The 13,632-nt window shown below is 62.4% G+C and carries 11 protein-coding genes and 1 tRNA gene; 5 read left to right on the plus strand and 7 right to left on the minus strand.

Features of this window, described 5'->3' with window-relative positions; genetic code table 11:
• Positions 1-53: 53 nt before the first annotated feature.
• Complete coding sequence (locus A7X77_RS07085) at positions 54-2,942, minus strand: Rne/Rng family ribonuclease (RefSeq protein ID WP_064682247.1); 2,889 nt, start codon at positions 2,940-2,942, stop codon at positions 54-56.
• A gap of 625 nt (positions 2,943-3,567) precedes the next feature.
• On the opposite strand from A7X77_RS07085, the gene A7X77_RS07090 reads away from it, so the two are divergent.
• From A7X77_RS07090 to prfB, 3 genes are all read left to right on the plus strand, one after another.
• A complete protein-coding gene (locus A7X77_RS07090; protein WP_064682248.1) occupies positions 3,568-4,842 on the plus strand; it encodes an N-acetylmuramoyl-L-alanine amidase in 1,275 nt (424 codons plus the stop codon).
• A 408-nt stretch (positions 4,843-5,250) separates the two neighbouring features.
• Positions 5,251-7,710 (plus strand): penicillin-binding protein 1A, encoded by a 2,460-nt coding sequence (locus A7X77_RS07095; protein WP_064682249.1) that lies wholly within the window; start codon positions 5,251-5,253, stop codon positions 7,708-7,710.
• A 98-nt stretch (positions 7,711-7,808) separates the two neighbouring features.
• Positions 7,809-8,940 (plus strand): peptide chain release factor 2 gene (prfB, locus tag A7X77_RS07100; RefSeq protein ID WP_197486801.1). Its coding sequence is split into 2 segments (ribosomal slippage): positions 7,809-7,877 and positions 7,879-8,940, totalling 1,131 coding nucleotides; the frame shifts between segments, so codons are not numbered across the junction.
• Positions 8,941-8,995: 55 nt separating this feature from the next.
• On the opposite strand, the gene A7X77_RS07105 is transcribed toward prfB, so the two are convergent.
• Genes A7X77_RS07105 through A7X77_RS07115 form a run of 3 tightly spaced genes read right to left on the minus strand, consistent with a single transcriptional unit; the run spans position 8,996 to position 11,330 of the window.
• Positions 8,996-10,015 carry an alpha/beta hydrolase family protein gene (locus tag A7X77_RS07105; RefSeq protein ID WP_064682342.1) on the minus strand — a complete coding sequence of 340 codons (1,020 nt, stop codon included), beginning with the start codon at positions 10,013-10,015 and terminating at the stop codon, positions 8,996-8,998.
• A gap of 33 nt (positions 10,016-10,048) precedes the next feature.
• Complete coding sequence (locus A7X77_RS07110; RefSeq protein WP_064682251.1) at positions 10,049-10,552, minus strand: hypothetical protein; 504 nt, start codon at positions 10,550-10,552, stop codon at positions 10,049-10,051.
• A 4-nt stretch (positions 10,553-10,556) separates the two neighbouring features.
• Entirely contained in the window at positions 10,557-11,330 is a 774-nt protein-coding gene (locus A7X77_RS07115; RefSeq protein WP_064682252.1) for an NAD kinase, read from the minus strand.
• A gap of 155 nt (positions 11,331-11,485) precedes the next feature.
• On the opposite strand from A7X77_RS07115, the gene A7X77_RS07120 reads away from it, so the two are divergent.
• Both A7X77_RS07120 and A7X77_RS07125 read left to right on the plus strand, forming a co-directional pair.
• A tRNA-Thr gene (locus A7X77_RS07120) sits at positions 11,486-11,561 on the plus strand.
• Positions 11,562-11,672: 111 nt separating this feature from the next.
• Positions 11,673-12,005: a hypothetical protein gene (locus A7X77_RS07125; protein ID WP_064682253.1), complete on the plus strand. Its 333-nt coding sequence runs from the start codon at positions 11,673-11,675 to the stop codon at positions 12,003-12,005.
• 30 nt (positions 12,006-12,035) lie between these two features.
• Here A7X77_RS07125 and A7X77_RS33405 read toward each other — a convergent pair whose 3' ends face one another.
• The 3 genes from A7X77_RS33405 to rlmB all read right to left on the minus strand — a co-directional run bounded on the left by A7X77_RS33405 (position 12,036) and on the right by rlmB (position 13,539).
• Positions 12,036-12,173 carry a hypothetical protein gene (locus tag A7X77_RS33405; RefSeq protein WP_197486802.1) on the minus strand — a complete coding sequence of 46 codons (138 nt, stop codon included), beginning with the start codon at positions 12,171-12,173 and terminating at the stop codon, positions 12,036-12,038.
• A gap of 63 nt (positions 12,174-12,236) precedes the next feature.
• Positions 12,237-12,395, minus strand: coding sequence for a hypothetical protein (locus A7X77_RS33410; protein ID WP_197486803.1), 159 nt, complete (start codon positions 12,393-12,395; stop codon positions 12,237-12,239).
• A gap of 253 nt (positions 12,396-12,648) precedes the next feature.
• Positions 12,649-13,539 (minus strand): 23S rRNA (guanosine(2251)-2'-O)-methyltransferase RlmB, encoded by an 891-nt coding sequence (gene rlmB / locus A7X77_RS07130; RefSeq protein ID WP_064682254.1) that lies wholly within the window; start codon positions 13,537-13,539, stop codon positions 12,649-12,651.
• Positions 13,540-13,632 lie beyond the last annotated feature (93 nt).

The raw sequence follows: 13,632 nt of genomic DNA on the forward strand, positions 1-13,632 counted from the left end.
TCCGGCCGCGTCGCCGCGGCCGGATTTTCTCATTTACGTCCGAAAATCAGCGTTCAGAAGAAGCCGCGGCGCTGCCACCAGCCGGCCTTCTTCGGCTTGCCGTCGTCGCTTTCGCCATTTTCGCTGCGGGTGGATTTCACCGTCGGCTCGGAGGAGGCGATGTTGGATTCGCGGTTGGCGCGAACCGGCTTTGCCTCTTCCTGGGCGGGCGTTTGAAGGTCGGCGGAGGCTTCGGCCACCTCTGGCTCGGCTTCGGCGGCGGGTGCCGCTTCTGCTTCCACTACCGGTTCCTCGACCGGCGATGCGGCGGGCTTGCGGCGGCCGCGGCCACGGGCGGGCTTTACTTCCTCGGTGACGACGGCCGCACCCTCGACGGCGGCCGCTGCGGCCTGGTCTTCGCGCTGTTCGGCAGCCGTCTCGACGATTGCAGCCTCGGCAGGAGCGACGTCACTCGAGGCGTCGTCGCCTTCGTCCTCATCGCTGCCGTTGTCTTCGCCGGCTTCACCGGCCGCCAGTTCGGAGCCGTCCTCGGCGCGGTTGCGACGACCGCCACGCTTACCGCGACGACGGCGCTTGCGGCGCTGCGAGTCTTCGTTTTCCGCACGGGCCTCGGGCGCAGCGCCGGTGGCTTCATCACCTTCGGCGCCTTCGTCGTCGCCCTCCTCGTCCTCATCGCCGGCTTCGCCCGCAGCCGATACAGGCTGTTCTGCATTGCCGTTGCGGCCGCGGCGGCGCCTGCGGCGCTTGCGCTTGCGGTTGCCGTCGCCTTCACCTTCCGAGCGCGCCGCGGCGGCACGTTCGGCCGCTGCCGGCTTTTCCTCGAGTTCCTCGTCTTCGTCCTCATCCGCCTCGATGATGATGTCGTCGTCGTCATCCTCGGGAATGGCTGCGAAGTTGAACAGCGTTTCGATCTTGACCGGATTTTCCACGGCCTCGCCGCGATCGATGGCGAAATGCTGCGCGCCGACCGAGCCGTCCGCATCGATGACGATCGCCACGCCGAAGCGGCTCTCGTAGTCGACGATCGTCTGGCGCTTGTGGTTGAGCAGGTAGAGCGCGATGTCCGGGGTCGTCCGTACGGTGATATTGTGCGTCGTATTCTTGAGCAGATACTCTTCGATGCCGCGCAGAACATGCAGCGCGACGGAGGACTGCGAACGGACGTGGCCGGTGCCGGCGCAATGCGAGCAGACCTGTGTGGTCGATTCGAGAACCGAGGCGCGGATGCGCTGGCGCGACATTTCGAGCAGGCCGAAATGTGAGATCCGGCCGACCTGAATGCGGGCGCGGTCGTTCTTCAGGCATTCCTTCAGCTTCTTCTCGACGGCGCGATTGTTGCGCTTTTCTTCCATATCGATGAAGTCGATGACGATCAGGCCGGCGAGGTCGCGCAGGCGAAGCTGGCGGGCGATTTCTTCCGCCGCTTCGAGATTGGTCTGCAGCGCGGTGTCCTCGATCGAGTGTTCACGCGTCGAGCGGCCGGAGTTGACGTCGATCGAAACCAGCGCTTCCGTCTGGTTCATGATCAGATAGCCGCCGGAGCGCAGCGTCACCTGCGGCTGCAGCATGCGGTCGAGCTGGGCTTCGATGCCCGAACGCGAGAAGATCGGGTGGATGTCGCGATAGGGCTGGACCACCTTAGCGTGGCTCGGCATCAGCATCTTCATAAAGTCTTTGGCTTCACGATAGCCGTCTTCGCCGGCAACGATGATCTCGCCGATATCCTTGTTGTAGAGATCGCGGATCGAGCGCTTGATCAGCGAACCTTCCTCATAGACGAGGCAGGGAGCGGTGGAGGCGAGCGTCAGCGTGCGCACGTTCTCCCACAGGCGCATCAGATATTCGAAGTCGCGCTTGACCTCGACCTTGGTGCGGTTGGCGCCGGCGGTGCGCAGGATGACGCCCATGCCCTGCGGCACTTCGAGCATGCGCGCGATTTCCTTCAGGCGCTTGCGGTCGGCCGGGTTGGTGATCTTGCGGGAAATGCCGCCGCCGCGTGCCGTATTCGGCATCAGCACGGAATAGCGGCCGGCGAGCGAGAGATAGGTGGTCAGGGCCGCGCCCTTGTTGCCGCGCTCTTCCTTGGCGACCTGCACCAGCAGGATCTGCCGGCGCTTGATGACTTCCTGGATGCGGTACTGCTTGCGCGGCTTGCGCTGCACGCGGTCCGGCACTTCTTCCATCGCGTCTTCGGCGCCGACGGATTCGATGACTTCCTCTTCGCCGTGATCGTCATCGTCATCGTCGTCATCGTGACGACGCTTGCTGGTGTCGACGTCCTCGGAGATCGTATCGGTTTCCACCATTGCGGCCATCGTGCCGCCGGTCGAGCCGTCGTCCTCGTTATCGACGGTCGAAGCGCCTTCCGCTTCGACATCGGTGGGAACGGCATCCTCGGTCGCCGTCGTCTCGGCAGTCGCTTCGGCAGCCTTCTTGCGGCTTCGGCGCGGCCTTGCCTTCTTGGCGGGTGCTTCCTCGACGGCTTCAGCCGATGCCGCCATCTCTGCCGTTACGGCAACCTCTTCCGCCCCGGCCTCTTCCGCTACGGCAACCGGCGCCTCGGTAGGCACGATACCGACATCCGGCTGGTCCTGGGTCGAAAGGTCGACCATCGGCGCGGTTTCGACATGCTCGACGTCTTCGTCGCGGCGATGCTCCTCGGCCTCGGCCCGAAGCAGAGCCTGACGGTCGGCGAGCGGTATCTGGTAATAATCGGGGTGGATTTCGGCGAAGGCCAGGAAGCCGTGCCGGTTGCCGCCGTAATCGACGAAGGCGGCCTGCAGCGAGGGCTCGACCCTCGTTACCTTTGCGAGATAGATATTGCCGCGGATCTGCTTCTTGTGCTGCGACTCGAAGTCAAATTCTTCTATGCGGTTTCCGCGAACGACAACGACGCGCGTCTCTTCCTCGTGAGACGCATCGATAAGCATTTTGTCTGCCATGTAAGCTGTGCTCCTCGGCGTGGCCGCGAGAGCGCATTCCCGACTGCTGTAGAAACAGAAAGAATGCGGTCCACCGTGGCCGCGCCGGATAATGAAAGTCGCGCCTGGCGCGAAGAGGAGAGCAGCAGCCAGACCGCAGCCGGAACCATTTCGGTCCGGGGCCTGTACACTTCAGATAAAACCTGCTGCGAAACCATCAACAACCAAGCGTGATCGACAAATACGAAGACCCTTTTTCGGGTCCGATGAGATTGCTCCCTGAGAGCGTGGTGGCTGATCCACCAATGAAGTTCCGACCAGAAGCCGGAAAATCAGGATCCAGTTCTAGGGTTGAAGCGCATGAGACGGCGGACGATGACCGATGTGGCGCCAGGTCCAGATCTGGCTGGCAGCCCTTGCGGCGACTCTATCCCGTCAACACTTCTACCCTAAAATGCGTTGTATGTTTTCTCTGTCACAATAGCAAGGGAAAAGCCAAATGTGCCATAATATTGATGGATTTCGGAACACATAGAAGCTGGGGGCCAGCGATTGCGATTCGGCAGGCGGCAAAGGCGTTTCGCTCTCGGGCGTCCGCTTCTGCCATGTCGGGTCCGTCGCGCTATAAATAGGATGTGGCGGTTTATTGTTTAAGAGGGCTCGGATCGCGGCGCAGTCCGCAACGCGGCGATCGACATTCGCAAGGCGGCTCATGACGGCGGTGTTTGTCGCCGGCTGTATTCTGCCCGATATCGCGGGTTCGGCCGAGACGAGAGATCCGCTGCTTGCCTATGGCGCGCGCATCATCGGCGATGACGCCAGAACACGTATTGTTATCGATTTCGACCGCGAACCGCGGTTCTCCGTTCACTATATCGCCAATCCTGAGCGCATCGTCGTCGACCTGCCGGCGACCGCCTTCGGCTTTCCGGGCAAGGATCTGGCCGCCCACGGCCTCTTCAGGGACATCCGCTACGGCAAGATGGACGAGGAGAGCGCTCGCATCGTGCTGACAGCGGCACGGCCGGTGAAGCTTTCCCTCGCCAAGGTGCAGGCCGATGAGGCCGGCAAGGGGCATCGGCTGGTGCTCGAGGCCGAGATTATCGACAAGCAGGCCTTTGCCGAACTGGTCAAGACCCAATCATGGAGCGACCGGGCCTGGAACGATCGGGACGCCGCGGCCCAGGCGACGAGCGCCATTCCCGCGCCTGCGAAAACCGCCCCCGGCGATTTCGTCATCGCCGTGGACGCCGGCCATGGCGGCATTGATACCGGCGCGATTGGCGTCGATACCAAGACGGAAGAAAAGCAGGTGACGCTCGCCTTCGCCAAGGCTCTGGCCGACCGGCTGAACAAGGAGCCGGGCATCAAAGCCTTCCTGACCCGCAATGATGATGAGTTCCTGTCGCTTTCCCAACGCGTGCTGATTGCCCGCCAGAACCATGCCGGCCTGTTTATTTCGCTGCATGCCGACACGCTGAAGCAGAAGGATATCCGCGGCGCGACCGTCTATACGATCTCGGACAAGGCCTCCGACAAGCTCGCTGCCGACCTTGCCGAACGCGAGAATCTTTCCGACCAGATCGCCGGCAAGGAAACGGTCGCCGAGCCTCCCGAGGTCGCCGACATCCTGCTCGACTTGACGCGGCGCGAGACGCAAGCCTTCTCGATCTCGATTGCCGAGAGCGTGCTGAATTCCTTCAAGGATCAGGTCGGTACCATCAACAATCCGCACCGCCATGCCGGCTTCCGCGTGCTGCAAGCCCCCGACGTGCCGTCGATCCTGCTCGAGCTGGGGTTCCTCTCGAATGCCGAGGATGAGAAACTGCTGCTCGATGAGAGCTGGCGCGGCAAGATGGCCGATCTGCTGACCGACGCCGTGAAGCGGTATCGCAGCGGCGTCGTTGCAAATGGTGGGTGATGCGTTCAGCAGTTGAAAGTGTTACAGTGTCGCTTGCGTCCATGAAAGACGCGCGGTCAGGGCACCGGCCGGTTGATTGAGGTCGATAGCCGTAAAAACAAAGAGTTGAGTGTGCCGCTTGAAATCAATTTAGCAACCGCGCGCTGCGGATCGGCGGTGGGCAGGGGCGTTGCTTGGATGTGACAGTTCCGATGAAACGCGGCCGCAGCGATGAATGCGGCGGGCAGGGCCCTATTTTGCTCACATTCACGCCGTTACTCAGGCCTATGTTTCACAGCCTGAAGCGCGGAATCGGCTTGTAGCGGTAGCGCTCATGGAGTAAGCCGCGCGCAACGTGCAAATTGCCTTGATCTGTGCAATCGTTGCGTCTGTGCCGATTGAAGATCGAAGAGACCGGTAGCTGAAAATATGGTTAGACTTCTTGGATATTTCTTCGGAATGGCCTGCGTCCTATTTCTGGTCGCGGCGGCGGGTATTGCCATCTATCTCGCCGATGTTGCGAAGGATCTCCCGGACTATGCCGTTCTGAACAGCTACGCGCCGCCGGTGACGACGCGCGTGCATGCCGGCAACGGCGCTCTGATGGCTGAATATGCCAAGGAAAAGCGTCTCTTCCTGCCGATCCAGGCCGTCCCCGACCGCGTCAAGGCTGCTTTTCTGTCGGCCGAAGACAAGAATTTCTACAACCATCCCGGCGTCGACCTGACCGGCCTCGGCCGGGCAATCCTCGTTAATCTGCAGAATTTCGGTTCCGGCCGCCGGCCGGTCGGCGCGTCGACAATCACCCAGCAGGTGGCCAAGAACTTCCTTTTGAGCTCGGATCAAACGATCGACCGCAAGATCAAGGAAGCAATTCTCTCCTTCCGCATCGAGCAGGCCTACAGCAAGGACAAGATTCTTGAGCTCTACCTGAACGAGATTTTTTTCGGCCTGAATTCCTATGGTATCGCCGGCGCGGCACTCACCTATTTCAACAAATCCGTTACCGAACTGACGGTTGCCGAAGCCGCCTACCTGGCATCGCTGCCGAAAGGTCCGGCCAATTATCATCCTTTCCGCCATCCTGAAGCTGCCCTCGAGCGCCGCAACTGGGTGATCGACCGCATGGTCGAGAACGGCTATGTCAACCAGAGCGACGGCGCGGACGCCAAGAAGCAGTCGCTCGGCGTCACCGCCCGCAGCACTGGTCCCTCGCTCTTCGCGTCCGACTATTTCGCCGAAGCCGTGCGCCGTCAGCTGATCGATCAATATGGCGAGAAGGTCCTCTACGAAGGCGGCCTTTCGGTGCGCACCTCGCTCGATCCGCAGATGCAGCTTGCCGCCCGCAAGGCGCTTCAGGATGGCCTCGTGACCTATGACGAGCGCCGCGGGTTCCATGGGCCTATAAAGCAGATCGATGCAGGCGGTGACTGGGGCAAGGCGCTCGCCGATGTTCCCGCGCTGTCCGACGTGCCGGAATGGCGCCTCGCCGTCGTGCTCGCCGCATCGGACAGCAATGTCGACATCGGCCTGCAGCCGGCCAAGGACGGCAGCGGCAAAGTCGCGACCGACCGCCAACGCGGCACGATAGACGCCAAGAACATGCAATGGGCCTACCGTTCGGCGGACGGCTCGCGCAAGACCGCAAAAACGCCGGCCGGCGTCTTGAACCCGGGCGACGTCGTCTATGTCGAGAAGCTCGGTGACGAGGCGTCGACCTCCTATCGCCTGCGCCAGCCGCCGAAGGTGCAGGGTGGCCTGGTCGCCATGGATCCGAAGACCGGCCGCGTGCTCGCCATGGTCGGCGGCTTCTCCTATGCCCAGTCCGAATTCAACCGCGCCACCCAGGCGATGCGTCAGCCGGGCTCCTCCTTCAAGCCCTTCGTCTATGCGGCGGCGATGGACAATGGTTATACGCCGGCGTCCGTCATCATGGACGCGCCGATCGAAATCGTCTCGGGCGGCCAGGTCTGGAGGCCGGAAAACTACGGCGGCGAATCGGGCGGCCCGTCGACCCTGCGTTCGGGCATCGAGCATTCGCGCAACCTGATGACGGTGCGCCTCGCCAACGATCTCGGCATGAACATCGTTGCCGAATATGCCGAACGCTTCGGCATCTACGACCACATGCTGCCGGTTCTCTCCATGTCGCTTGGCGCCGGCGATACGACGGTGCTGCGCATGGTCTCGGCCTATTCGGTCATCGCCAATGGCGGCAAGCAGATTAAGCCGACATTGATCGACCGAATCCAGGACCGCTACGGCAAGACGATCTTCAAGCATGAGGAGCGTCTGTGCGAGGGCTGCAATGCCAGCGACTGGCAGAACCAGGAAGAGCCGAATGTCGTCGACAACCGCGAAACCGTTCTCGACCCGATGACCGCCTATCAGATCACCTCGATGATGCAGGGCGTCATTCAGCGCGGCACCGCCGCCGGCAAGATCGATCTCGGCGGCCGCGACGTCGCCGGCAAGACCGGCACCACCAACGACGAGAAGGATGCCTGGTTCGTCGGCTTCACGCCGGATCTGGTCGCCGGCCTCTATATGGGCTTCGATACGCCGGGCCCGCTCGGCCGCGGCGGCACCGGCGGCGGTCTCTCCGCCCCGATCTTCAACGAATTCATGCAGGCCGCCGTCAAGGACACGCCGGAATCGAAGTTCGTCATTCCGCCGGGCATGAACCTGATCCCGATCGACCGCAAGACCGGTATGGCCGCCGTTGACGGCGATCCGAACACCATCATCGAGGCCTTCAAGCCAGGCACCGGCCCGGCCGACAGCTTCTCCGTCATCGGCATGGACAGCACCATGGCGCCGGAAGAAATCCTGAAGACCTCGCCGCAGGCCAATCAGGCCGTCCAGACCGGCACGCCCGGCCTGTTCTGACCATCGCCGAATTTTGAACCCCGCCGCGGCTCTTTACATCCGCGGCGGGCGTCTCTATTCACCACCATCTGAAAAGACAGTTACGGAAAAGCAGGACAATGCGAGCCGAAATCGAAAACGTGGTCGATGAAACCAAGCAGGCTATCACCCTGCTGAGGAGGCATCTTTGACTGGGACCAGGCGGTAAGACGACTGGACTGGTTGAACAACAAGGCAGAGGATCCGAACCTCTGGAATGACGCCACCGAAGCGCAGAAGCTGATGCGCGAGCGCCAGCAGCTCGATGACGGCATCAACGGCGTCCGGCAGCTCGAACAGCAGCTGAAAGACAATGTCGAGCTGATCGAGCTCGGCGAGGAAGAAGGCGACGGCGGCGTCGTCAAAGAGGCCGAGGACGCCTTGAAGGCCTTGAAGGCCGAGGCTGCGCGCCGCCAGGTGGAGGCGATGCTCTCCGGCGAGGCCGACGGCAACGACACCTATCTCGAAGTTCATTCCGGCGCCGGCGGCACCGAAAGCCAGGACTGGGCGAACATGCTGTTGCGCATGTACACCCGCTGGGCCGAACGCCAGCGCTTCAAGGTCGAGCTTCTCGAAGTTCACGACGGCGAAGAGGCGGGCATCAAGTCCGCAACCCTGCTCGTCAAGGGACACAACGCCTATGGCTGGCTGAAGACGGAATCGGGCGTGCATCGTCTGGTGCGCATCTCGCCCTACGACAGCAATGCGCGTCGCCATACGTCCTTCTCGTCGATCTGGGTCTATCCCGTCGTCGACGACTCGATCAATATCGAGATCAATGAAGGCGATTGCCGCATCGACACCTATCGTTCGTCGGGCGCCGGCGGCCAGCACGTCAACACGACGGACTCGGCCGTGCGCATCACCCATATCCCGACCGGGATCGTCGTTGCCTGCCAGCAGGAACGTTCGCAGCACAAGAACCGCGCCAAGGCCTGGGAAATGCTGCGTGCCCGCATGTACGAAGCCGAGTTGAAGAAGCGGGAAGAGGCTGCCAATGCCGAAGCCGCCTCCAAGACGGATATCGGCTGGGGCCATCAGATCCGCTCCTACGTGCTGCAGCCCTACCAGCTGGTCAAGGACCTGCGCACCGGCGTCGCCAGCACCGCTCCTGATGACGTGCTCGATGGCGATCTGAACGAATTCATGGAAGCGGCCCTTGCCCACCGCATCAGCGGCGCCGCCGACGCGGTCGTCGAGGATGTCGACTGACAGGAAGCAGCGAGATCGAATGACAAGAGGCCCCCGGAGACGGGGCCTTCTTCGTTCAGGCGATGGCGCGGATGTCGCCGTCCTGAAACAGCGCTGCAGACAGATCGGCAGTCTCGTCATGAATGGCTGCGCGCGCGATATCAGGCGGATCGGTGAAGAGCTCGGCCGCAAAGGCAAGGCCTAATCCCGTGCCCTCCGGTACGAAGACATAATGCCCGAGGCCGCCGCCGAAGATCTTCAGCGCGCTGCGCGCCAGCCGCTCATGCAGCCATGCAGAACATTCGTCGGCCGGTGCCGCCCTGTCGGCATCGCCGACCAGGATGAGAGCGGGTGCCTCGACCGTTTTCAGGCTGTCCTCGCTGAAACCGAGAACGGAGCGACCGGGCGCGCAGAGGAGCGCGGCCTTGATCCTGTCGTCACGATAGGATCGCGACATGCGGGACCATGACTGGCGAAGCACATCGCTCTTGTGCAGCAACGAGGGGATATGATCGGCAAGGTCGGGAAATTCCCTTGGGCCGCGCGGCCCACCCGGTTTCAGCCTCGACGGTTCGAACTGTGAGAACTGGGCGACGGCGCCGAGGAGCAGCATGACGCTATAGGCTCCGGCCGAAAATCCGGCCGCAAACGCACGGGCTGTTTCAATCCGGCCGGCGAGATCGCCGAGCCAGTCGCGACTGCGGTCCAGCATCAGGCTCAGGTCCGGCGCCCGTTCCCAGAGACAGGCAAAGCCTTCGGCCCGATAGGGCTCGATGCCGGTATTGCCGTGATGGTTGACGCCGAGCGCAACAAATCCGCGCGCCACCAGGCGCCGCGCCAGCCATTCCAGCCCCGCCGCGGATCCGCCGGTGCCGTGTGACAACAGGACGAGGGGATAGGGCCTGCTTGCCGGCCGAATCGGCGCGTCGCGGGCGACCGCCGCCTTGCGAAACCAGCTTCGTTCCCGAATGTCGCTTTCCCGCGCGTCATCGGCAGCCGGATACCACAGAGACCAGCTGACAGGCCTCGGGCCGGCTGCGTCCCAGTCCGGTCGTTGGTCGTCGTAAAGAACGCCGTCGCGAAAGCCGAGTTTCATCATCTAAAGCCTGTGCAAACAGCGTGCCGCTGTTCAATTGGTCGCTTTCTCGATGGTGATGTCACCGAATTCGTCGATCAGCACCGTCCAGCCATCCGGCTCGGCCGCCGGGTCGGTCTTCAGATAGATGGTGGCGAAGAGGCCGGGCTGCTTGCTGATGCCGCTCGAATTCTCCGGGCGTATATCGGTCACGTAGGGCTTCAGGTCGCTGATCTCCTGCAACTCGATGTTCGAGGCGATCGCCGGGCCGGTCTCCGTCTGGGCAATCTGCTGCAGATAGACCTTCGAGGTCCGGTCCGGCTGGCGCACGGCAAAGAGCTTGTAATAGCCATGGCGCTTTCCCTGAGGGGCGGAAACATTCTCGGCGGTGGAAGGCGCCCGCTCGATATCAGGTGCGTTGCCGTCGTCCTCCCAGTAGCCAGTGCTGGTGGCAAAGATCACCGAAGCCGGCAGGATGGCGTCCTGAGCGGGAGCGGCGATGGCGGCCGAGCATCCGATGAGGAAAATCGCGGTCGTTAATATCCGTCGCATTGCCATCGTCTTAATCCTTGAACTGCTCGGCGAGAATACGGTCGGACCAGGAGCGGTCGGGATCGGAGAGGATGCGCGCCGTCATATGCTCCGACTGGGCGATGCGGACATGCAGCACCGACTTGACCTCGGTATTGTCGGCCACCGCATTCACCGGCCGCTTCACCGGCTCGAGCACGTCGATATCGACGGTCACCTTGTTGGGAAGCAGAGCCCCCCGCCAGCGCCGCGGCCTGAAAGCGCTGACCGGTGTCATGGCGAGCAGCGGCGCCTCGAGCGGCAGGATCGGGCCGTGGGCGGAAAGATTGTAGGCCGTCGATCCGGCAGGGGTGGCCACCATCAGCCCGTCGCAGATCAGCTCCTCCAGGCGCACGTGCCCGTCGACCACGACCCTGAGATTGGCGGCCTGATAAGACTGGCGGAACAGATAGACCTCATTGATGGCAAGGGCCGTTGAATTGGTGCCGTCGGCATTGGCCGTCGTCATCTTCAGCGGCCGGAAGGCGTTTTCGACCGCGACGCAGATGCGCTCCTGAAGCCGCTCCGTGCTGTAATCGTTCATCAGGAAACCGACCGAGCCGCGATTCATCCCGTAGACCAGCTTGCCGGAGTTCATGGTGCTGTGCAGGGTCTGCAGCATGAACCCGTCGCCGCCGAGCGCGACTATAACGTCCGCCTTGTCCTGCGGCACGTTGCCATAGATGCGAATCAGCTCTTCGCGCGCGGCGAGCGCCTCCATCGTCGGCGAGGCGATAAACGAAAGCGTCTGAAATGAACGGCCCATGCGATGCCCTTTGTGAAGCTGCTCTAGCTAAAGGATAAAAGGCCGTTGCGACAAGGCCGTTTTGCATGGCCCGGCGTTTTGCCACCAGGCCGGACCGTCCGCAGGATCGGATTTTCCTTTACAGGATCGCAGAATCTGTTAGTTGGGCAGCTATTGCCCTTGTAGCTCAGTTGGTAGAGCACCTGATTTGTAATCAGGGGGTCGCGGGTTCGAACCCTGCCGGGGGCACCATCCCTATTCGCCGATACACTGCCTCTCGATGAACCCTATCTGAAGGACTGCTTCAGCGGTAGTTCAGCCGCTTCCGGGCATTGTCTCCTCATCATCAATGAGGAAGCAGCCATGAAGCTCGCACACATTATTCTCACAGCCACCATTGCCGCCGGTGCGGCTTTCGCCTCCGTCGCACCTGCTTCCGCCATGCCGGCCGAACGGCCCGGGATGACGGCGCAGGGAGATATCGTCCAAATTCGCGACAGCCGGCGAGGCGATGGTTGGCGTGATGACGATGACTGGCGTGGCGACCGTGGCTGGCGCGATGGGCGCGATTGGCGCCGCTCCGACTGGCGCGGCGATGACCGCCGCTGGCGGCGGTGGCGTGCCGAGCGGTGGCAGGAAGACCGCGAGTGGCGCCATCGCGATCGCGATCTCCCCTTCTGGCTCTATCGCGGCTGAGCGCCGTTGCGAATCGTCCGGGCCGCCAGCTCAATGAGGGCCTGGTTCGCTGATGCTTGCCTCGATCCTGTCGTTCTTGCCGGTCTGGCCGGCGCCGGATGGCGACAGGATTGCGATGCTGAGAACGGAGGCGACCATGAAGGCGACGACGGCGATCATTATGCGCATGAGCGTTCAATCCTCGTTCGGTTGGGGATGAACGCGCAATCGCCGTCCGGCGTTCCTCTCGGCCTATTGCACCGGTCCCGGCATCGCCGGGCCGGGTGTCGTCGGCGACAAAGGATCGGGCTGGTGGACCGGATGCGAGGTGTCCACCCAAATGATGCTGAGGATGATTCCCACAAAGACCGCGATGAACAGGATACCGAAAATCAGCGGTCGAATGGCCATGATGGGATCACTCCTTCTTGCTGTGACCGGTCGCTACGATCGATCGCCGCCCGATCATAGTGCTCCAGAAGGTCATTCCAAGGCAAAAGTGGATTTCTCCTGTCAATGCGCCCGGACGTGTGCAGCGGTTCCGGGATAGCGACATGCAAAAGACAAAGAGCTAACGCGCGTCGCGGCACACCAGTGAAAGCGGCCTGCCGCCTTCTTCCCTGGACTTGTCGAAATTGAAGGCTGCCGCGGCCCGTGGGCTAGCCTAGGCCTTTAAGTAAAGCCGCGCCGCGTAAAGCGCGATCGCCGCCGCATTCGAAACGTTCAGCGATTTGATCGCGCCCGGCATGTCGAGGCGGGCAAGCGCGATCACGGTCTCGCGCGTTTTCTGTCTGAGTCCTTTGCCCTCCGAGCCGAGCACCAGCGCCACCTTGTCGCCCGAAAACGTGCCTTCGAGCGGCGCCGGCCCTTCCGAATCGAGGCCGATGGTGGAGAAACCAAGCTTGTGCAATTCGCCAAGCGCATCGGCGAGATTGGTGATCTGTATATAAGGTATCAGTTCCAGCGCGCCTGAGGCGGACTTGGCGAGCACGCCCGACTCGGTCGGGCTATGTCTCTGGGTGGTGATCACCGCCCCGGCATCGAAGGCGACCGCCGAGCGCATGATCGCGCCGACATTATGCGGATCGGTCACCTGATCGAGCACGAGCAGGAGAGGGCTGTCCTTCAGCGCTTCGAGCCGGCGCACCGGAAGCGGGCGTGTCTCCAGCATGACCCCCTGATGGATCGCCTCGGGGCCGAGCACCTTGTCGATTTCGTGCGGCGAGACGATCTCGAAAGCAATGCCGAGCGTCTCGACGTCGACTTCAAGCCGCGCGAGCGCGTTCTGCGTCACGGAGAGTTTGATCTTCTTGCGCTCGGGATTGTCGAGCGCTGCGCGTACCGTATGCAGGCCGTAGAGATAGACCTGGTCGGGCGCCAACGCCGGCGGCTTCCAATCCTCGGCCCCACGCTTGCGCTTCTGCGGCTGAGGTGTCGGGATCTCGCCGCGTTCGCGCTTGGCGTCGCGGTGCGCACGCCTGAGATTGGCGTAATGTGTATCCTTGGCGGATGGGTCTGCTGCGGCCTTGCCGCCGGATTTCTTGTCTTTGCTCATGCGGCTTTATAACTATGGCCTTGGCTGCCGCCTAGGCTTTCTTTCATATGCCGGCTTTCGGCGGCGAATGAAATTTTTCGTGTTTTTTCCGTT

Source organism: Rhizobium bangladeshense (assembly GCF_001662075.1).
Lineage (GTDB): Bacteria > Pseudomonadota > Alphaproteobacteria > Rhizobiales > Rhizobiaceae > Rhizobium > Rhizobium bangladeshense_B.